Source organism: Vibrio sp. CB1-14 (genome assembly GCF_040412085.2).
GTDB lineage: Bacteria > Pseudomonadota > Gammaproteobacteria > Enterobacterales > Vibrionaceae > Vibrio > Vibrio chaetopteri.
Genome location: NZ_CP115920.1, coordinates 2,057,756 through 2,078,687, shown reverse-complemented (window position 1 = coordinate 2,078,687; position 20,932 = coordinate 2,057,756). Strand labels below are relative to the sequence as shown.

At 47.5% G+C, this 20,932-nt stretch carries 17 protein-coding genes; 9 read left to right on the top strand and 8 right to left on the bottom strand.

The features are described 5' to 3' along the window. The first annotated feature begins 104 nt into the window (after positions 1–104). Positions 105–722: an FKBP-type peptidyl-prolyl cis-trans isomerase N-terminal domain-containing protein gene (locus PG915_RS09325; RefSeq protein ID WP_353496279.1), complete on the top strand. Its 618-nt coding sequence runs from the start codon at positions 105–107 to the stop codon at positions 720–722. 343 nt (positions 723–1,065) lie between these two features. Continuing rightward, positions 1,066–2,367 (top strand): dicarboxylate/amino acid:cation symporter, encoded by a 1,302-nt coding sequence (locus PG915_RS09320; protein ID WP_042499845.1) that lies wholly within the window; start codon positions 1,066–1,068, stop codon positions 2,365–2,367. Between the two features lie 100 nt (positions 2,368–2,467). Here the strand turns inward: PG915_RS09320 and PG915_RS09315 are convergent, their stop codons facing one another. The 5 genes from PG915_RS09315 to PG915_RS09295 form a co-directional block, all read right to left on the bottom strand. Continuing rightward, complete coding sequence (locus PG915_RS09315) at positions 2,468–3,607, bottom strand: ABC transporter permease (RefSeq protein ID WP_353496278.1); 1,140 nt, start codon at positions 3,605–3,607, stop codon at positions 2,468–2,470. Then, positions 3,604–4,833: an ABC transporter permease gene (locus PG915_RS09310; RefSeq protein ID WP_353496277.1), complete on the bottom strand. Its 1,230-nt coding sequence runs from the start codon at positions 4,831–4,833 to the stop codon at positions 3,604–3,606. Before PG915_RS09310 ends, PG915_RS09315 begins: the two co-directional genes overlap by 4 nt. An 8-nt stretch (positions 4,834–4,841) precedes the next feature. Beyond that, positions 4,842–5,813, bottom strand: coding sequence for an HlyD family secretion protein (locus tag PG915_RS09305; protein ID WP_353496276.1), 972 nt, complete (start codon positions 5,811–5,813; stop codon positions 4,842–4,844). Then, the gene (locus PG915_RS09300) at positions 5,810–7,207 is read right to left on the bottom strand and encodes a TolC family protein (protein ID WP_418642278.1); all 1,398 of its coding nucleotides are present in this window, start codon (positions 7,205–7,207) and stop codon (positions 5,810–5,812) included. Before PG915_RS09300 ends, PG915_RS09305 begins: the two co-directional genes overlap by 4 nt. Before the next feature lie 254 nt (positions 7,208–7,461). Beyond that, positions 7,462–7,701, bottom strand: coding sequence for a cation transporter (locus PG915_RS09295; RefSeq protein ID WP_353496274.1), 240 nt, complete (start codon positions 7,699–7,701; stop codon positions 7,462–7,464). 383 nt (positions 7,702–8,084) lie between these two features. On the opposite strand from PG915_RS09295, the gene PG915_RS09290 reads away from it, so the two are divergent. Together PG915_RS09290 and PG915_RS09285 are read left to right on the top strand one after the other, a co-directional pair. Further along, entirely contained in the window at positions 8,085–9,704 is a 1,620-nt protein-coding gene (locus PG915_RS09290; protein ID WP_353496273.1) for a sensor histidine kinase, read from the top strand. After that, positions 9,701–10,387 carry a response regulator gene (locus PG915_RS09285; RefSeq protein ID WP_353496272.1) on the top strand — a complete coding sequence of 229 codons (687 nt, stop codon included), beginning with the start codon at positions 9,701–9,703 and terminating at the stop codon, positions 10,385–10,387. Before PG915_RS09290 ends, PG915_RS09285 begins: the two co-directional genes overlap by 4 nt. Before the next feature lie 231 nt (positions 10,388–10,618). Here PG915_RS09285 and PG915_RS09280 read toward each other — a convergent pair whose 3' ends face one another. The 3 genes from PG915_RS09280 to PG915_RS09270 form a co-directional block, all read right to left on the bottom strand. After that, the gene (locus PG915_RS09280; RefSeq protein ID WP_353496271.1) at positions 10,619–12,145 is read right to left on the bottom strand and encodes a tripartite tricarboxylate transporter permease; all 1,527 of its coding nucleotides are present in this window, start codon (positions 12,143–12,145) and stop codon (positions 10,619–10,621) included. 9 nt (positions 12,146–12,154) lie between these two features. Further along, positions 12,155–12,652, bottom strand: a complete 498-nt coding sequence (locus PG915_RS09275) for a tripartite tricarboxylate transporter TctB family protein (protein ID WP_353496270.1) — start codon at positions 12,650–12,652, stop codon at positions 12,155–12,157. Positions 12,653–12,910: 258 nt separating this feature from the next. Beyond that, entirely contained in the window at positions 12,911–13,885 is a 975-nt protein-coding gene (locus PG915_RS09270) for a tripartite tricarboxylate transporter substrate binding protein (RefSeq protein WP_353496269.1), read from the bottom strand. Between the two features lie 295 nt (positions 13,886–14,180). On the opposite strand from PG915_RS09270, the gene PG915_RS09265 reads away from it, so the two are divergent. From PG915_RS09265 to prpF, 5 genes are all read left to right on the top strand, one after another. Continuing rightward, entirely contained in the window at positions 14,181–14,873 is a 693-nt protein-coding gene (locus tag PG915_RS09265) for a GntR family transcriptional regulator (RefSeq protein WP_353496268.1), read from the top strand. A gap of 67 nt (positions 14,874–14,940) precedes the next feature. After that, positions 14,941–15,858: a methylisocitrate lyase gene (gene prpB, locus PG915_RS09260; protein ID WP_353496267.1), complete on the top strand. Its 918-nt coding sequence runs from the start codon at positions 14,941–14,943 to the stop codon at positions 15,856–15,858. Between the two features lie 112 nt (positions 15,859–15,970). Then, positions 15,971–17,101, top strand: coding sequence for a bifunctional 2-methylcitrate synthase/citrate synthase (prpC, locus tag PG915_RS09255; protein WP_353496266.1), 1,131 nt, complete (start codon positions 15,971–15,973; stop codon positions 17,099–17,101). 20 nt (positions 17,102–17,121) lie between these two features. Beyond that, positions 17,122–19,716: a Fe/S-dependent 2-methylisocitrate dehydratase AcnD gene (gene acnD, locus PG915_RS09250; protein ID WP_353496265.1), complete on the top strand. Its 2,595-nt coding sequence runs from the start codon at positions 17,122–17,124 to the stop codon at positions 19,714–19,716. 11 nt (positions 19,717–19,727) lie between these two features. Continuing rightward, on the top strand, positions 19,728–20,921 hold the full coding sequence (prpF, locus tag PG915_RS09245) for a 2-methylaconitate cis-trans isomerase PrpF (RefSeq protein WP_353496264.1): 1,194 nt from the start codon (positions 19,728–19,730) through the stop codon (positions 20,919–20,921). Positions 20,922–20,932: the final 11 nt, after the last annotated feature.

Genomic DNA, 20,932 nt, shown 5'->3' with positions numbered 1-20,932 from the left:
TGTGGCTCTTAGCTTTTTCTGATGATTTCGAGTATCCGTAACATACTTTTCTTTTCTGGGTTGATACGTATCATAACCCCATAACCAGAATCCAAGAGGTTGTTATGGAAATCGAAACACTAGAACAAAAAGTAAGCTATATCTACGGCCGAGAAATTGCTAAAGAGCTTGCTCAAAAATCATTTCCAAAAATGAACATCAAGATCATTCAAGAAGCGATCATGGAATCGTTTATGCAAAAGCCATGGCCTTTTGACCCTAGTGAAGCGGAAGCGCTGAAAAAGGAAATGGAAGAGCAACGCAAACGAGCGCAAGCTGAGCATATTGAGCAAAAACAACAGTTTGAAGCAACATTCTTTGAGCGTAACGCCGCCCGTGAACAAGTGACGATTCACAGCTCTGGCATTCAAATTGAGATCATTGATGAGGGTGGAGAGCGACAAGAATCTGATCCTAGCAGCCAGTTCCTTATTCGTCATAAAACTTGGCTTTTGAATGGTCAGCAGGTGGATGGGTCAGCTCATCTTCCTGAGCCGATGAGTGTCATGCTGCATCAAGCGCCTGTTGCGTGGATTGTCGCACTCAAAGAAATGCCAGTTGGAGCGACTTGGCGCCTTTACGTACCCGCGCATCTTGCGTACCAAGAAGACGCTCACCCGACGGTTCCAGCGGAAACTGCGGTTATCTTTGATATCAAGTTAGAGTCGATAAAGGCACAATAGTATAAACGTCTATGTAGCTAACAAGGCCAGCATTTAATGCTGGCCTTTTCGTTTTGGCTGACATTCAATTTTTACATAATCTTTAGTTATAAATAAAACTTATCTGAAGATGAAAAGAATATAATGCTCAATAAGTTATCAAAAGTTGTATTTTAACTTATCGTGTGACCATTTTGTGGGTTTTATGTTGGTTGTGGCTTGCGTTTTATAACAAGTTTGGTGATCTGTGTCACGTCGTGTGATCGGAAAACAAATTTGTGATTCTAATCGCCTAAAGGGTACTGCTAATCTGCTCCGGCTTTTGATGTCTCCATCAACAAGCAATATAAAAAAAGGAGTAATTATGACTAATGCCAAGAAACCAATGTCACTGACGAGTCGCGTGATTATCGGTATGGTTGCAGGTATTTTGACGGGCTTCGCTATTCGAGGTCTATTTGCTGAGAACGGATTTGTAGACGCTTACATTGTAAACGGCCTTTTTGAGGTTGGTGGTCAAGTCTTTATCGCCAGCTTGAAAATGCTCGTTGTTCCACTGGTTTTCGTATCGCTTGTATGCGGCACCAGCTCTCTTAAAGATGTCACCACTCTAGGCCGTTTAGGTGGAAAGACAGTTCTATTCTACGTCGCTACCACAGCAGTTGCCATTACACTGGCATTGACTATGGGCACGGTATTCCAGCCAGGTGCGGGCGCTGACCTAACTGCAGCAAGTTCATTTGCGGCGACAGAAGCGCCATCGCTGGGTCAAGTCATCATTGATATGTTCCCAACGAACCCAATCAGCGCAATGGCTGAAGGTAAGACCCTTCAAGTTATCGTGTTTGCCGTGCTATTCGGTATCGCGATCAGTGCAGCTGGTGAGCCAGGTGAGCGCATTGCTGCGACATTCCGCGACCTGAATGACGTTATCATGAAGCTTGTTGCGCTATTGATGAATATCGCCCCATACGGTGTGTTCTTCCTAATGGCAAAATTGTTCACAGGTCTTGGCTTGGGTGCCATTTTAAATCTAGCTGAGTACTTCCTAGTGCTTACAGCGACACTACTGCTACATGGTTTGGTTACTTACAGCGTGATGCTTAAGTCTTTCACTGGACTAAGCCCAATCACCTTCCTTAAGAAGATGGAAGATGCGGTGATGTTTGCGTTCTCGACCGCATCATCAAACGCAACCATCCCTGTGACGATGGAAACTGCGCAAAACCGTTTGGGTGTAGACAATAAAGTATCGTCTTTCACCATTCCTCTTGGCGCGACCATCAACATGGATGGTACGGCTATCATGCAAGGTGTTGCGACTGCATTTATTGCTCAGGCATTCAACATCGATCTAACTATGGGTGATTACCTGACAGTGATTCTAACGGCAACGCTAGCATCAATCGGTACTGCAGGTGTCCCTGGCGTAGGTCTTATCATGCTAGCTATGGTACTTAACCAAGTCGGTCTGCCGCTTGAAGGTATTGCACTAATCATGGGTGTTGACCGTCTACTTGATATGATTCGTACTGCTGTAAATATCACTGGTGACAGTGCAGTAACTTGTATTGTTGCTAAGTCAGAAGGTGCATTGGATCTTGAGAAATTCAATGACCCAGCTGCAGGTGAGAAAGAAGAAAAAGTGGAGTTGGCGCGTAGCTAAGTTTCTAAATCAATAAACTACAGAGTCAATAAGCGATAAAAATCAAAAAGGGGTCAGCGCTATATGCGCTGACCCCTTTTGTTATTGTCACTATTTTATCTTAGCCAGTAGGTTGGCTACGGTACTTACTAAAGCAGTAAGTGGCGAGTGCACCCCAAACCGCAGCTAGTAACCACAGATGATTCCAATGCTCTCGAATCTGGTACCATTCGGCACCCATTTGATTTAGCTTCAAAAAGCCACTGATAGCAGCCTGAGTAGGGAATAATGCTGCAAACCACTGCATCGGTACAGGTAACATTTCTACTGGCCATATAAAGCCCGCAGAGAAGATAAGAGGCATCGAGCTGATGAGTACCAGCACGGTAACCAGCTCTCGCCTTGGCGTGATGGCACCAAGAAAAATGCCGATAAAGCAAGACGTCAAAAAGAAAGGTAGCATCAACGTCAGCATTTCAAACGGGTTGGCGAGCTTACTGATCCCGTACATATCGAAGCTGGCACCGAAATAAAACATACCAAGCAAGTAATAGATAGCGGTGAGCACTAAAGTTCGCACTAAGACGACGCTCAATACAGGGCGTAGGCTCCAATATCCTTTACCTTGGCGCTGTGTACCGCCAACCAAACCCGATGCCATAGCCAGTGTTTGTTGAAGAATTAGGACAAATACCGCAGGCACGACGTAATCGACATATCCCATCCGAGGGTTGAACGTGGGCTTAGAATTCAGCTTAGTTGCCGAATATTGCTCACTAGCCAGTTCGAGCGGCACACCATCAATAAGTAATTTAGAGACCTTAGCTTTGGCGGCCAACGTACCGCCGGCTTGTGCCAAACCTTCAACAACCGTCCCGTAAACTAGGAAGAGTGACGCGTCACCAGCGTAGGCCAGCACAGGGCTTTTACCGAGCATCAAATTTTTATAAAAGTGCTCGGGGATCACCAAAAAGCCAGTAATTTCACCTTTTAGAAAGGCCTGTTTAGCGGCTTCTATTGTGTAGTCACGCTGGACGACATGGACGTTCGGAGTAGCGTCTACCATTCGTTCAAGCTGGTAACTGGTTTGGCTTTTATCGAGGTTGACCACTGAGATAGGCTGCTCACGCGGCGTTTGGTGGCTGTAGGGAAGTGGGTATAGGAACGAGTAAAAAATCACGCCACCGAACACAGTCAATACCACGACTGGATTGGTTAAAATAGCGCGAAGTTCGAGCTTGATGTGCTCCAGTAATGTCATGCTGACAACTCCTTACTGAGATGCTTTTTGATCAGTAACACGGTAAGCGCAAGAGGTAGTACATAGCCCAACATTGGAGCCAGATGCACCAGAGATTGAGCAGCATGTACGCCGTAGCTTGCTTGGCTTACTTGAACCTCAATATAGTGGCTGATGGGTAGAAGCTCACGCCAGAACAACGCCAGTGGGCTCATGTCAGTGGCAGGAAAAGTGATACCCATAAAAGCAAAACTAGGTGCCGTAAACGCGCCCGCAAAGCTCATCGCACGAGCCGCATCACAGGTAAGGAAAAAGAACAGCGCGCCCATGATCATGCAAGCAACCGTTGTGACCAATTGCGCGATGATCAGCACTATCCAGCTCCCTTCCATCGGCCAGCCAATGATGTCATAGAACCAAATCAAGAAGGCAAGCCCGAGCGTAGAGAACCAAACAAAGTAGGGCATCAGTGTCGCTGCAAGGTGACGAACCAGTTTGGTTTCGCCAAGCCAAGGTTTAATTCCGGCGACTCGATAGTTGGCACTGAGCACTAATACCGTAAAGGAGACTATAGCGATTTGCCAAATGGCTGGCACAATTGCCGTCACTAAGAACTGAGCGTAGTTCATGCCTTTATTGAACAGCGGCGTGATTTGCGTTCTTACCGAAACGGCTTTACCCACTGCAGCGGCGCTAGTGGTATTGCCTTTGGCAAGCGCTTTAACCACTTCGACCTGTGCGTTGAATGTCCCTTGCGCCTGCAGTGCGGCAGAATTAATTAGCCGACCAACCAAGATATATTGACTGTTATAAAACAGCGTTACTTGCGGCGGCATAGATTTCATTACCGACTTATCAAAGCCATGTGGAATGTACAAAATGGCGTAGATATCGCCGTCTATCATTGCTGTCTTGGCTTGGCCTATGTCGCTGTATTGATGATCGACGCTTAACATCGACGTCGCATCATAATTACGGACAAGTCTTTGTGACAGTGTACTTTGGCTAAGGTCGACAACGCCAATAGGAAGGCTATGTGCTATCCCTTGAGAGAATATCCAGTAGATGGATAAACACAAAACGATGGGCAGCCAAGTAAGGCACGACAATAACCATTTGTCGTGCCTAAGTAGATGCCACTGACTCCGAAAATGGCTTTTGACCAACTTTCGCCTTGTGGCTATCTTCCCTAGAGCGTGAGTTTGCTCTAGGGTTTTAGCTGAAGTATGGGATGATTCTTGTGGCATAGTTGTTCCTATAGTTCCACAACCAAGCTCATACCCATTCGAAGCGGAGCCTCATCCACCGGACGAGCTTCTACTTCAAACGTACGAAGGTCAAACCCTTGCGTGGCATCGGTAGAACGCCAAGTTGCAAAATCGCCCATCACTGCCACATGAGTGACTTTAAAAGTGATTGTATCGTCTAAAGCAGGGACGTAAGCGTCAAACTCGCTGCCTTTTTCAAACTGGCGCAGCGCATCTTCACGAACATTGAGCACAGCCCAAGTATCTTTGGTATCAATAACAGTCACTACAGGGAAACCTTGCGGGGCAAGCTCACCACTATGTAGGAGCACTTGCGAAACTTCACCGTCAAACCACGAGTGGATTTTAGTATCGGCAGCATACGCTTCCACTTCCGCAACTGCGCCAGCCGCCATACGTGCTTTTTCTGCCGCTGCAAGTTTGGTTTCGTCTCGTGCGCCTTCTTTGGTCATTTGGAACATTTGAAACGCTGCGCTTTCAGTGTATTTCGCTGCTTGCCATTGGGTTAGCGCTTCATCACGCTTTTGCTCGGCCACAACGCCATCTTTATAGAGGTTGTTAACACGAAGGTAGGTCTTTTCCATTAGCGAAGCAGCGGCCTTCGCTTTACGCCATTGGTCTTCTGCGGCTTTAATTTGTTGTTGTCTCGCGCCAATTTCTGCTTCTTTTGCGAGAGCACCAGCGGCTTTTTCGCCTGCAACCGCTTGTTCCAGCTTAGCTTCAATTTCCGGGCTGTGGATAGTGAAGATGAGCTGACCTTCAGTGACATCGTCACCTTTTCGGACGAGTACGTCATCGATACGACCAGGTACTTTTGATGAAATGCTGTATTGCTGTGACTCTATTAGGCCTTGAATATGCATTGCCGGGGCTTGGTAAGCATCGAAAAACTTATAGCCAACCCAACCAATAACGGCAACGGTGCCTAGTGTAACTAAAGTGGGTTTTACCTTGTTCATGATGCATCCTCAGATCGTAATTGGGCAGGGGTGATAGCGTTGTATTTGTAGCTGGAGAAATTGTTCATCTCGCTAGAAAGCGCGAGCAGTTTGTTTAAAGACAGCAGATATTGAAAACTCGCTGCGTCTTGTTGAGTTTTGATACTGGCCAAGTAGAGCTCTGCATCAACCACATCGAGAGAGCGGCCTAGCCCTTGAGAGAAGGCTTTTTGACGCAGCTTCAGATTTTCTTGCGCCAGTTTGATGCTGGAATTTAGCCCTTGAACTTCATCAAGGGCTTGCTGTGCTTCAAGATAGGTTTTTTCAACCAACACGCTCAAATCTTGGCGAGCTTGCTTACGCAAAAACTGTACTTGAGAGACGGCGCTACCGGCTGCTTTCATTTGCTCGCTACGGCCAGAGTTTTCCAGTAGTGGCACGCTGACGCCAATGCCAACCAGCCAATCAGGTTTAAGCTGACTAGTTAAAGAGTCACCGTGATAGAGACTGTAGTCACCGTACGCATAGACTTCTGGGTAGTATTTACCTTTTTCAGCTTTGATTAAGCTGCTGGCTTGCTTCTCTTTGGCATCGAGAATCGCAAGGCCAGGGTAGGTATCAAGTGTTTGGTCGATAAAAGCATCCAGCGGTGGCAAAGTTCGGTTAATGAAAAGTTCATCACGTGGTTCGACTTTCTCGATTTGCCCAAGTACTTGAGTCAATGCCGCTTGAGCAATGTTTAGACTATGTTCGGCTTTTTTACGCTCAACGACCGCTTTATCCAATGAAGCTTCTGCTTGGAGGCGCTCCACTCGGGCGATTTGTCCTTGTTCTTCCATCTTTAGGGCAAAGTCGCGATGCTTAGTCAGCCCTTTTTCAACCGCCACACGTGTATCGACGACGTTTTTGGCCAAAATGACACTGAAATAGTATTTACTGAGATCTTCATATCGCGCTTGGACTTCCATCGCGAGCTGGCTCTGTGCTTCTTCTTGTTTACCTTCAGCCGCAGTTTGTGCAGCCGTAATACGACCACCGGTGAAGATAGGCCAGACAGCACGAATAGAGGAACTGAAAATGTCTTTGTGCTCTAGGGTAGAAGTCACGCCACCAAGCAAATTACCAAGAGCCTGCCCCAAACCAGGGATGGGAATATTAGGTACGCCACTCAAACTGTCTGCGAACTGTTGGCCGCTCAGCGTGACGTCTTGGTCAAGGCGCGTATAGTTTGCTCCCACCGTTACTTTAGGGAGGTTGAGACTGCTTGAAGCGTCTTTTAAATGGCCATATCGCTCAACATTAGCACGTTGAGCCGCTAGGGAGTTGTTGTTCTGCTGAAGCAATTGCCATGCTTCATCAAAAGAGACCTCTGCGGCTACGGTACTAAATGAAAGTGATCCTAGTAAAACGCCCATGACCAATGGCAGGGACTTGATCTTCATGAATGCTCCAAACAGGTGTTTATAAAATCTTTCTAGAGTATATGCTCTAATAAAATGGTGTGCAATAACTTAACTATAGATGCTTTGGCGAAAACTACGCATCTATGTGTTTGTTTTTCAGTATTTATTAATGTGTGTTGAAGGGGCGAAAAAAAAGCAACATCTGGGGAGATGTTGCTTTTTACCTAGCTATTGTTGTTAGTTACCGTTAGATGCTCGTTACTACACTAGTCATGAGAAGGGCAAAGATAGCCCGCTCGCCACAACAAGTGTTTTGATTGTTTCAGCACCTTAAGTACTTCGTTGCCTGACATTTGAGGCGATGAGAACGAGACGACAACGTCTTGCTCCAAATCGTCTTCCAAAGAGGTGGCAGTTTGATAAGCCCTTACGTGAGTAAAGGTGGCTCGTCGGTGTTGCGACAGCAAAGCCTTATCAAGGCAAATTCCAAAACAGTCACGTTCCATAATAATTCCCTTATCAGATACCTAATATTGCTATTAGTTACGGGTACTACTGCTTCATTGCTTATTGTTTTTGTTGTTGCGCCAACCAGTATGATTAGAGTCTTGGGCATAAATACATGCTTGTTCTTCTGCTTTGTACTGAGGCACCTTTCATACTATACGAAAGAGGTAGTCAAGAGTTCTAAATTTAACCTAAAAACGGTGTGATCTTAGTCAGGTTACAGAATGAACACGATTGCAACATCACGAGTGTGTAAACTGATGTAAAAATAGACAACACAATGATAACCATGTCAAAACAGTTGGGCAGTTCACAGTTCGCTCTCGGTATGGATGCTGGCATATTGCAATACTGTTACATTGCCGTTTGGGGGAGTGTGTAAATGAAATGGAACCAGATAAGTTTTCGATACCGAATGCTGATCATCATGACAGTGTCGGGATTGTTGCAGTTGCTTGTCTTAACGCTCGCAGGCTTTAGCTATATTAAACAATCTCAAGAGCAGGAAGTGGGCTTGAAGGCCAAAGGCGTGGCGACATTTCTTGCTCAGTCTTCTGCTGTTATCCACATGATTGAGTACGACACGGCTTCGCTTATGCAAGATCGCTATCGTGGCCTCACTGAGATGATCGGCGCGGCGTTTATTGTGATTGGTGACAAGCAAGGCATCCGTTTAATACACCCAGTGGATGAGCGTATTGGCCTGCCTATGAAAGGGGGCGACAACGACCAGGCTCTGGTTCACGGTCAGTCGTATGTGTCCTTTGCAGAAGGCTCGCTAGGTAAATCCGTTCGCGGCAAAGCGGCTGTATTTGATCAAGACGGTAACATTATTGGTGTAGTTTCTGTCGGTTATTTGTTAGATAGACTGCAAGATCGCATTGAGCCTTACTTGCTGTTCTTATTAGGAATGGCGGTATTAGTGCTCATAGCCAATGCGATTGTTTCGTACTTCATTTCCAGACGTTTTCAAAAAGCTATTCTCGGCTTTGAACCGGAAGAGATAGGCCGCTTATATGGTGAACTCGATGTGACCATGAGTACCATTAAAGAAGGGGTCATCAGTATCGATACTAATGGGGTGCTGCGTTCCATCAATACCAGTGCTTGTGACATCTTAGGGTTGGATAAAGGGAAGGTGCTTAACCAACCGCTGAGTAAAGCGCTACCTAATTCCGATCTCCAGTCGTTGATTGATAATCAAGAGGCGGATCACGACATAGAACTCTATCTCAATCAACAGCGTATCGTTGCAAATAGAAGCCCAATTGTTGTTGAGAATAAGGTGGTTGGCGCCGTTTCAAGTTTCCGTCGCAGGGATGAAATTAGTGAGCTGACTGACCAACTGTCGCAAACCAAAGCTTATGCAGAGATGCTGCGCTCACAAACTCATGAACATCGCAACAAACTCAATACGATTAGTGGTTTGGTGCAAATGGGTGAAGTGGATGCAGTACAAAACCTAATTGGACAAGAAACTGCGCACTATCAATCCCTAATAGAATTTTTAAGAGAGACAGTCAAAGACCCTCTGATAGCAGGAATGTTATTGGGCAAAACCGAGCGAGCTCGTGAGTTAGGTTTGACGTTGACTGTTGATGAAGAATCTCGATTGGAACCTTTGGCTGACAGCATCAATGCTGACGACCTGGTGACCATATTGGGTAACTTGATCGACAACGCGTTTGAGGCAAGCTTATCTGCTATCAAGCAAACCCCGAATCAGCGAGCAGAGCGCTCAAAAGTCGACGTATCGGTCAGTGATTTTGGTAACGAAGTCATCCTAGAGGTTACCGATAGTGGCTGTGGGCTGCCACAGCACCTTGATGTTGATGCCTTAACCACCCGCGGAGTTTCAAGTAAATCAGCCCAAAATCGAGGTGTGGGTTTGTTTTTGGTCAAACAGCTGACGGAGCGTTATCAAGGGCAGTTAGAGATGGTAGACAACAACACCATGGGAACCCGTGTTACCGTATACATTCCGAAGGATGGACTAGTATGAATGACTTTACTCGAGTCATGATAATAGAAGACGATCTCAAGATCGCAGAGCTACATCGTCGCTATTTAGAGCAGATTGGCGGTTTCGAGGTCGTAGGTATTGCTACCTCAAAACTAGAAGCAGAGATGCAGCTTGAAGTATTGGAACCTGACTTGGTGATGCTGGATGTATATTTACCAGATGGCACCGGGATTGAAATACTTGGTCATATTCGCAGTCTTAACCAAGAGTGCGATGTGATTTTGATTACCGCTGCGCGAGATGTCGAGACCTTGCAGCATGCGATGCGCGGTGGTGTGATCGACTATCTACTAAAGCCGGTCATGTTCCCAAGGTTGGAGGCGGCGCTTAAAAAGTATCAAAAACGTACAGAGCAGCTTCATCATGCTGACGATCTTAATCAATCCCTCGTTGATGAAATGATGCAGCAGAACAATAGTGCGGAGAGCAATTCTGAAGTACGCCTGCCGAAAGGGATTGATGGTGTTACCTTGGAGAAAATTCGCGGCCTGTTTAAACAAGATAGCCGTTTTACTGCGGATGAGGCAGGGGATAGCATTGGTGCGAGTCGAACGACGGCAAGGCGGTATTTGGAGTTTTTGGTTGGTACTGGAGAGCTTGAGGCTGATGTGAGTTATGGGTCGGTGGGTAGGCCGGAGCGTTGTTATCGGAGGCATTGTTAGTAATAGGCTCGCTATGCATCGGTAATATAATCTCAGGCGAAGCGGCGATAGACGCTAGCCTGTAGTTCTCCCCCTTTATAAGGGGGAGTTAGAGGGGGTGCTCTTGGCTCTTTACTAGTAACTTAAAAAGGCTATAGAGCAAAAGAGCACCCCTCCCAGCCTCCCCTTATAAAGGGGAGGAGCTAAGGGCTTGCTACGCATCGCTTATGTTTCCATTGGCGAAGCGTACTATTAAGACTCAACCTTCTTCGGCTGATGGAACCACTTCTTCATCAACGAGAAAATGGACGGCCCGATTAACACCAGCACAGCCAACACAGTAAAGGTAAGCGTAATAGGGCGCTCCCATAAGAAGCTTAGTTCACCATCACTAATCATAAGCGCACGTCGAAGGTTCTCTTCCATCAAGCCACCAAGTATAAAGCCGAGTAGTAGCGGGGCAAGCGGGAAGTTAGCCAGTCTTAGTGCTATCGCACCCATTGCAATCAACAGCATGATAAAGACATCCATAGTGTTGAATGAAACGAGATAAACACCAGTGATAGAGAAGAATAAAATCATTGGAAGCAGCACGGTTCTTGGAACCGCTAACAGCTTAGAGATATAAGGAATCAAAGGTAGATTCAAAATCACTAGCACAATGTTACCAAAGTACATCGAAATGATGACTGACCAGAAGACATCGGGGTGTTCTACAAACAATCGTGGGCCAGGTTGAATACCATAAGCGATCAGTGCACCCAGCATAATTGCGGTTGTACCTGAACCCGGAATACCGAGTGTTAGCAGTGGAACGAATGAGCCACTAGACGCAGCATTGTTGGCCGATTCGGGAGCGACTAAGCCGCGAATACTGCCTTTACCAAACTCTTCACGTTTCTCTTTTGGCGCAAGGTTACGCTCCATACCGTATGAGAGAAACGCAGCGATTGTTGCACCAGCACCCGGAAGGACGCCTGTAAAGAAGCCAAGAATAGATGAGCGAATAGAAACAGGCGCGACTTCTTTGACCTCTTCTTTGGTAATTTTCATGCTACCGATGTCACTGAGCTTATTCTGTTCATCTTGGCGTGTATCTTGTTCTGGCTTTAGGATACCCATCAAGGTTTCGCCAAGCGCAAATGTCGCCATTGCGAGCAACAGGAAGCTAAAACCATCCATAAGATCAGTCAGACCAAAGGTAAAACGCTCAACGCCAACGCCTTTGTCGATCCCCACTGTAGACAGCATCAGTCCGAGTACCACCATCATCCAAGCTTTCAGCACTTGGCCTTTGCCAGCGAACGCTGCAACGGCAGATAGACCAAGCAGCATCAGTGCAAAATAGTCGGAAGACTGAAAACTCAGAGAGACTTTTGCCAATGCTGGAGCAGCAAACAGCAACATAATGGCGGATAATGTACCACCCGTGAATGAGGAGTAAGCAGCAAGCGCCAATGCTTTACCCGCTTGACCTTTTTGCGCCATAGGATAGCCATCGAAAGCAGTGACCACTGTCGACGAACAGCCAGGGGCATTAATCAAAATGGAGGAGGTTGAACCGCCAAAAACGGCGCCATAATACACGCCTGCCATGAGAATGAGTCCCGATGAAGGGTCAAGTCCGTATGTGATAGGGATCATCAGCGCGATAGCTGAAATCGGGCCGAGTCCTGGGAGCATGCCGATAAAGGTACCGACAAAACAGCCAACGATCACCATCATGATGTTCATTGGCATCACGGCCGTGGAAAGGCCTTGTAAAATTCCGTCTAACATAATGGTGTCCTACCAGATCGTAAAGATGAGCCCGGGCTCAAGGTAGATTTCCAAACCTTGAGTGAGTAATAGATAAAATGCGATAACAAAAGGGAATGAAGCGCCAAACAATACTGCTTTGCGACGCTCGCCCAACAGATAGAACCCTGCCAAAAGGAAGAAGCTTGTCGCGAGTACAAATCCCAGATAGGTTAATCCCAACCCGTATCCAGCCATCAAGACTAAAAAGCCAATGAGTAGTTTCCAGTTGAAGCGTTGCTCGTCAGCATTTTTTTTGTCTGGCTGGCCGGTAATCAGCAGTAAAATAGAGAGGCCAACGCCGACAAACGTTAAGATAGTAGGCAAGGTACGTGCGGTGAAGGGTTCGTATTCGTCACCTGGAAACATTGGGATCAGCGATGTTTGGTAGCCGTAGCACAAACACAGGATCAAAAATATCATTGCACCTACACGATCACGAGACAGCAAGTTCTCTTTCGTGAACAGCTTAGAGGTGAAATTGGACATAACTCACTCCAAATAGTGAATAAAGAAAAGACCGTATATAAGGGTCGATGAGCGGCGACCAAGTGGGCAAATTGCCTCAGGACAAAGAGCGTTTACCCGAATAAATCTTTCCCCAGGAGATTAAGGGGTCAGTACTACTAACGTGAACAATCCAGAATTGAAGGAGTCGAGATTGTCGCTTATATACGGCGAAAATTGGTGTACGTTGAATATACGTAACGTATTTGAATCGAGGAGGGGCGAACCCCTCCGTTACTGTTAGTTATTAAGGAAACCAAGCTCAGTCATGAGCGCACCCATTTGCTTCTCTTGGTCTTCTAGGAATTTGTAGAAGTCTTGATCAGGTTTGTAGTTGTCAATCCAACCATTGCGGTCACGTACTACTGCCCACTCATCGGTGCTGTACATTTTGGTCAGCGCAGCGTTCCACTCTTTGACTTTTTCTTCACTTGCGCCAGGTGCGGCGAAGAAACCACGCCAGTTAGCAAATACGGTTTCGTTACCATATTCCGTTAGCGTTGGAATGTGTGGAGCGGCTTCAAGGCGTTTGGGAGCAGTAACGGCAAGTACCTTTACTTGTCCAGACTTAGACATCTCAAGCACTTCACCAAGACCGGTCGACAACAACTGTGTTTCACCAGAAAGTAGCGCAGCCATGGCTTTGCCACCTGCATCATAAGCGATGTAACGAACTTTCTTAGCATCAAAACCTTCGCCTTTAAACGCAGCAGCGACAACTAAGTGATCCATACTACCTCGTGCCGAGCCACCAGCGATTTTGACTTTACGTGGGTTTTCTTTGAAGTCAGCGACCACATCTTCCCACGTGTTATAGGGAGAATCCGCATGCGCGACAATCGCACCGTAGTCAGCAATAGTCGCAGCAACAGGTGTTAGATCGCGGAAAGACTGTGGGAATACACCAGTGAGTGAGCGAACCACAATCGGGGTGGAATTAACCATCAAGGTATCTTCTTGACGCTCTGCAGTTTCAATTAAGTGAGCAATGGCTTTGCCGCCGCCACCACCGGATAAGTTTTGGAAAGAGACATTGTCGACAATCTCTGCTTTCACTAACACATCACCCGTGCCACGTGCGGTCATATCCCAACCACCACCAGCGCCGCCAGGGATCAAGAAGTGAATCTTATCCAGATCCGCAGCATAGCTGCCAAAAGAGAGAGTAGCAGCGACGATAGACGCCGCGAGGGTAGGTTTCAATGCGTTAAACATGTTCACGTTCCTTATGTTGACTTTATTGTCTGCCAGCTTGGAGGGATCTGGCGTGACCTCTTTGGGTTAGTCGAAAGGTTACGTAATTGTTAATGACTCTTCAATAAAGCGTCGATATTGAGGATAAAGTGCATTAGCTCAATTTTGTTCATAAAGTTCACAGCTTGACGTTAACGTTAGACATTAGTCTACATTGTCGACAATATGATTGATATTTAGACGCTGAGTTGCTTAAATAGTCATCAGTTACTATTTATTGTCAACAATATTGTTGAGCGAGTGGGTAAGTGTAGAGATGAGTGTAGAGTTTGCGATCGGTGATGTGGCCGCTTCTAAAGAGGCAACGAAATCCGAAAATTTAACAGAGCAACTAATAGAGGAAATCGTCGAAGGGCGAATTGAGTCTGGCAGTAAGATCTCTGAGCCAGAGCTTGCTAAGCGATTTGAGGTAAGCCGAGGCCCGCTTAGAGAAGCGATCATGAGACTCGAAGGGTTGGGGCTGATTGAGCGAATCCCTCATGTAGGAGCGCGAGTTATCACACTGAGTCAGCAAAAACTCGTTGAGCTGTATTCGGTTCGAGAAGCGTTGGAAGGTATGGCGGCTCGCCTAGCAGCTGCACATATTAGTGATGAAGAACTAGCGGAGCTAGAAGGCTTATTGGCTCGCCACTCCGAGCATATTGATGAAGTCGCTGGCGCCTCTTACTTTCATCAGCACGGTGATTTTGACTTTCATTATCGAATTATTAAAGCGAGTCAAAATAGCCAACTGGTTCATTTGCTTTGCAATGAACTTTACCACTTGCTACGCATGTACCGTTATCAGTCGCCACGAACCCAATCAAGACCAGAGGCTGCGCTGAAAGAACACTTATTTATCTTGGATGCGATTAAAAATCGTGACCAGGAATTGGCCGAGCTATTGATGAGAAGACACATTTCAAGAAGCAAAGCCCTGATAGAACAAAATCTTAATTCAATGACGTGAATATCGATGTGCCTGAGTTTCATAGCAAGCCATGAGCACACAAAAACAAACGGACAAGGAGACACGTATGTCATCTTCACCAGTTCAACTATTATCCCCAGGGCAACGATTTCGTGACGCGGTCACTAATGGCAGTCCGCTTCAAGTTGTGGGCACGGTTAATCCGTACTGCGCGATGATGGCGAAGAATGTCGGCCATCAAGCTATCTATCTTTCTGGTGGCGGCATTGCCAACGCATCTTACGGTCTACCAGATCTTGGCATTACAACGCTCAACGATGTGTTAGTGGATGTAGAGAGGATTACTAACGCTTGTGATTTGCCATTGCTGGTGGATATTGACACAGGCTTTGGCGGTGCTTTCAACATTGCACGCACTATCAAAGCGATGGAAAAAGCAGGTGCTGCCGCTGTTCATATTGAAGACCAAGTAGCTCAAAAACGCTGCGGCCACAGACCCAATAAAGCGATTGTTACTCAACAAGAGATGGTTGATCGCGTAAAAGCCGCTGTAGATGCCAAAACCGATCCAAGCTTTGTCATCATGGCGCGTACGGATGCACTTGCCGTAGAGGGGATGGATAACGCCATTGAGCGCGCTATTGCGTGTGTGGAAGCGGGTGCAGATATGATCTTCCCTGAAGCGATGACTTCGCTAGACCACTACAAACAGTTCAAATCAGCACTTTCAAGCGCGACGGGCAAAGATGTACCTATTCTTGCCAACATCACTGAGTTTGGGCAGACGCCATTATTTGGTTGCGAAGAACTCGCCCGTGTCGGTGTGGATATGGTTCTCTACCCATTATCAGCCTTTAGAGCGATGAACAAAGCTGCAGAGAACGTTTACCAGCACTTGCTCACCGAGGGCAATCAAGAAGCGTTGACATCGCAAATGCAAACCCGCGCAGAGCTCTATGAGCATCTGAATTATCACAGTTACGAAGACAAATTGGATCAGCTGTTTGCTGACAACAAATCTTGATTTGTCCGTTAAAAATCGAAACGCCAAAAATTAGAAAGACACATTTAATCCAATAACGAAACGCCGCTATAAAAGACCCAGAAAGGGCGACATGCGGGAAAAGGAGTTCAATATGCCAAATTCAGCCATTGGTGGAGCAGGTCTACGAGGCCAAAGTGCAGGTACCACATCGCTATGTACTGTAGGTCAATCTGGAACCGGGTTAACCTATCGAGGTTATGACATTACCGATCTGGCAAACAATGCCCAGTTCGAAGAAGTCGCGCATTTGCTGCTGCGTGGACATCTACCCAATCAAAAGGAGTTGGATGATTACAAAACAATCCTTGTCGGGCTTCGCGGTCTGCCTGAGGCGCTGAAACAAGCGCTTGAGTTAATCCCAGCCGATGCGCATCCAATGGATGTGATGCGAACTGGCTGTTCGGTATTGGGTAATCTTGAACAAGAGCTGGACTTTTCCCAGCAACAACAAGCGACAGAGCGAATGCTTGCGTTGTTTCCGGCGATCATCTGTTATTGGTATCGATTTAGTCATGATGGCGTGCGCATCGATACCGAAGATCAAAGTGAAGATTGCATCGGTGGCTACTTTTTGAAAATGCTTACCGATAAAGCACCATCTGCACTTCACAAGCAAGTCATGCATTGCTCACTCATTCTTTACGCCGAGCATGAGTTTAATGCCTCTACCTTTGCAGCGCGAGTCTGCGCTTCCACACTATCCGACATTCATTCGTGTATCACTGCCGCTATCGGTACGCTTCGAGGACCACTTCACGGTGGTGCTAACGAAGCAGCAATGGACATGATCCAAGATTGGAGAACTGCCGATGAAGCAGAGGCGAACATCATGCAGATGCTTGCGAATAAAGACAAAATCATGGGCTTTGGTCATGCCATCTATAGGGAAAGCGATCCGCGTAACGCGCTGATTAAGCGCTGGTCAAAAGAGCTGTCTGAGACGGTCGGTGATACTTACCTCTATGACGTTTCTGTGCGTGTTGAATCGGTAATGAAGCGTGAAAAGGGGCTGTTCTGTAATGCGGACTTCTTCCACGCCTCTGCTTATCACTTCATGGATATCCCAACTAAGCTATTTACCCCCATTTTTGTAATGAGCCGTTTAACAGGCTGGGCTGCACACGTTTATGAGCAGCGTGCTAACAACCGCATCATTCGCCCTAGTGCTGATTATGATGGTCCTGAGGCTAGAGAGTGGACGCCGATCGAAGCGCGTGATTAGTGCTAGGGAAGGATGTGAATATGTCGAATAACACTATGAATTATCAATATCGCAAACCGCTTCTTGGCACTCAGCTTGATTACTTTGATGCGCAAGCGGCCGTTAATGATATTGAGCCAGGCGCTTTTGAGCGCTTGCCTTACACGGCGAAAGTACTGGCTGAGAACTTAGTGCACCGCTGCGAGCCGTCTGAGCTAGAAGCGTGCTTGTCTCAGCTGATTTATCGAAAACGTGATAAAGATTTCCCTTGGTACCCAGCGCGCGTGGTATGCCACGATATTTTGGGACAGACCGCATTGGTAGACTTAGCGGGTCTACGTGATGCTATCGCACTGCAAGGGGGCGATCCGGCTGCGGTAAACCCAGTGGTAGAGACTCAGCTAATTGTTGATCACTCCCTCGCTGTTGAGCATGCTGGCTTTGACCCGGATGCTTTTGAAAAAAACCGCGCCGTTGAAGAGCGCCGTAATGAAGACCGTTTCCACTTTATTGAGTGGTGTAAAACCGCGTTCGAGAATGTCAGTGTGGTGCCGGCTGGTAACGGCATTATGCACCAGATCAACCTTGAGAAATTATCCCCAGTGGTACAAGTGAAAAACGGCGTCGCGTTTCCTGATACCTGTGTCGGCACGGACAGCCATACGCCTCATGTAGATGCGCTAGGCGTGATAGCCATTGGTGTCGGTGGTCTTGAGGCAGAAACGGTCATGCTGGGTAGACCCTCAATGATGCGCTTACCGGATATTGTCGGTGTTAAGCTCACAGGAGAGCGTCAACCGGGTATTACCGCGACCGATATTGTGCTCGCATTAACCGAGTTTTTGCGCAGTCAAAAAGTGGTGTCTAGTTATCTGGAATTTTTTGGCGAGGGCACCAAACAGCTAACCATTGGTGACCGTGCAACAATCTCGAACATGACGCCTGAATACGGCGCATCGGCGGGTATGTTTTACATCGACGAGCAGACCATCAACTACCTAAAACTCACTGGCCGCGAGGATGTACAAGTTAGATTGGTGGAACAATACGCCAAACAAACCGGGCTTTGGGCTGATGAGTTGGTTAACGCAGAATACGAACGCGTGCTGGAGTTTGATTTATCAAGCGTTGAGCGCACCTTGGCCGGGCCGTCTAACCCTCATCGCCGATTACCCACCGCGCAGCTTAGCGAGCAGGGCATTGCTGGTACGTGGGAGCAAAAATCTGACACCATGCCGGATGGCGCAGTAATCATTGCCGCTATCACATCCTGTACCAATACCAGTAACCCGCGAAATGTGGTAGCTGCTGGATTGATTGCCAAAAAAGCTAACGAGTTAGGTTTGGTGCGCAAGCCTTGGGTGAAATCCTCGTTTGCGCCGGGTTCTAAGGTTGCCAAGCTCTACTTGCAAGAGTCGGGATTGCTGCCAGAACTCGAGAAGCTTGGCTTTGGCATTGTTGCGTACGCGTGCACGACCTGTAACGGCATGAGTGGTGCGCTTGACCCTGAGATCCAAAAAGAAATCATCGACAACGACTTGTATACAACCGCAGTGTTATCAGGCAACCGTAACTTTGACGGACGTATTCACCCTTATGCGAAGCAAGCATTTCTAGCATCACCACCTCTAGTGGTTGCTTATGCGATAGCGGGAACGATTCGTTTTGATATCGAGCGAGATTCGCTGGGTGTTGATGCCGAAGGCAAGCCTATCTACCTCAATGATATCTGGCCAAGCGATGAAGAAATCGATGCGGTCGTTAATGCGCACGTTAAGCCAGAACAGTTCAATCAAGTCTACCTGCAAATGTTCAAGCTAAACGATGAAGCAGTAAGCTCCAGTCCACTCTATGATTGGCGTGAGATGAGCACCTACATTCGCAGACCACCATATTGGGAAGGAGCGCTGGCTAAGCCTCGAACACTGAGCGGCATGAGACCGCTAGCCATTCTCGGAGATAACATTACCACTGACCATTTGTCGCCATCTAACGCTATCTTAGCGTCCAGTGCCGCAGGGGAGTACCTCACTAGCATGGGCGTACCCGAGGAAGACTACAACTCCTATGCGACCCATCGCGGGGATCACTTAACTGCTCAGCGAGCAACCTTTGCCAACCCCAAACTGTTCAATGAAATGGTCACGGAAAATGGCAATGTTGTTCAAGGCTCATTGGCTCGAATTGAACCAGAAGGCAAGGTCACGCGCATGTGGGAAGCGATTGAAACCTACATGCAGCGTCAGCAGCCTTTGATCATTGTCGCTGGTGCGGATTATGGACAAGGCTCTTCACGAGATTGGGCAGCTAAGGGGGTTCGCCTAGCGGGTGTCGAGGCAATCGTTGCCGAGGGATTCGAGCGAATACACAGGACGAATCTCGTTGGTATGGGTGTATTACCACTGCAATTCAAAGCCGGCACCGATAGAAACATCTTAGGTCTAGATGGCACTGAAACTTACGATGTCGTGGGCGATATTGCCCCCGGCTGTGATTTAGCCCTAGTGGTCACGCGCGCCAATGGTGAGAAGCTCGATATTGCGGTGACTTGCCGACTAGACACTGAAGACGAGGTTGCCGTTTATTCTTCTGGCGGTGTACTGCAGCGATTCGCACAAGACTTTCTCGCGAAATAGGGGGACGTAGCATGAGCAAACAAATCAAGGTGCCTGCCACTTATATGCGCGGTGGGACGAGTAAAGGAGTGTTCTTTAGCCTCGAAGATTTGCCAGAAGCAGCAAAGCAGCCCGGCGTAGTTCGTGACCAACTGTTGATGCGTGTCATCGGCAGCCCTGATCCCTATGCCAAGCAGATTGATGGTATGGGAGGGGCAACATCGAGCACCAGTAAAACGGTGATTGTGTCGACAAGTAGCCGCCCTGACCATCACATCGATTACTTATTCGGTCAAGTCGCCATTGATAAGGCGTTTGTCGATTGGAGCGGCAACTGCGGAAACCTATCAGCTGCAGTAGCGCCGTTTGCCATTCATAGTGGCTTAATTGATCCAAGCGTGCTGCCTGAAAATGGCATAGCAGAGATTAAGATCTGGCAAGCCAACATCGAGAAAACCATTGTGGCTAAAGTGCTGATGGTGGATGGAGAAGTCCAAGAGCTTGGCGATTTCCTTCTCGACGGCGTCACATTTCCTGCGGCTGAAATTGCAGTGGAGTTTGTTGACCCGAGCAGCAGTGGAGGCTCGATGTTTCCAACGGGGAACTTGGTCGATGACCTTCATGTGCCGGACGTTGGCGTGTTCAATGCCACGATGATCAACGCGGGCATTCCAACGATCTTTATCGATGCTGCCGAACTTGGTCTGGAAGGTACTGAGCTGCAAGAAGACATCAATAGTGATGCTGACTGGCTTGAAAAGTTCGAAACCATTCGTGCTCATGGGGCATTAAAAATGGGATTAATTGACGATATTGAGCAAGCGGCAACTCGCCAGCACACCCCCAAAGTTGCCTTTGTTTCTAAACCTAAACCTTATCGCTCTTCAAGCAACAAAACTATCGAGACAGCAGACGTTGACCTATTAGTAAGAGCAATGTCGATGGGTAAGCTTCATCACGCCATGATGGGAACGGCAGCCGTTGCTATCGCATGCGCTTCGAGCGTAGAAGGTACGGTGGTCAATATGGCCGCGGGCGGTGGCGCTCGTGAAGGAGTGACCTTTGGGCACCCGTCGGGAACGCTCAAGGTGGGTGCTGTGGCTTCCCAGTCTGAGCAAGGCTGGACGGTCGAAAGAGCCATTATGAGTCGAAGTGCGCGGATCCTTATGGAAGGCTGGGTGCGTGTACCGTCGGATACCTTGCTCAACGATGAAATAGCGAGTTAACGACGTTTCAA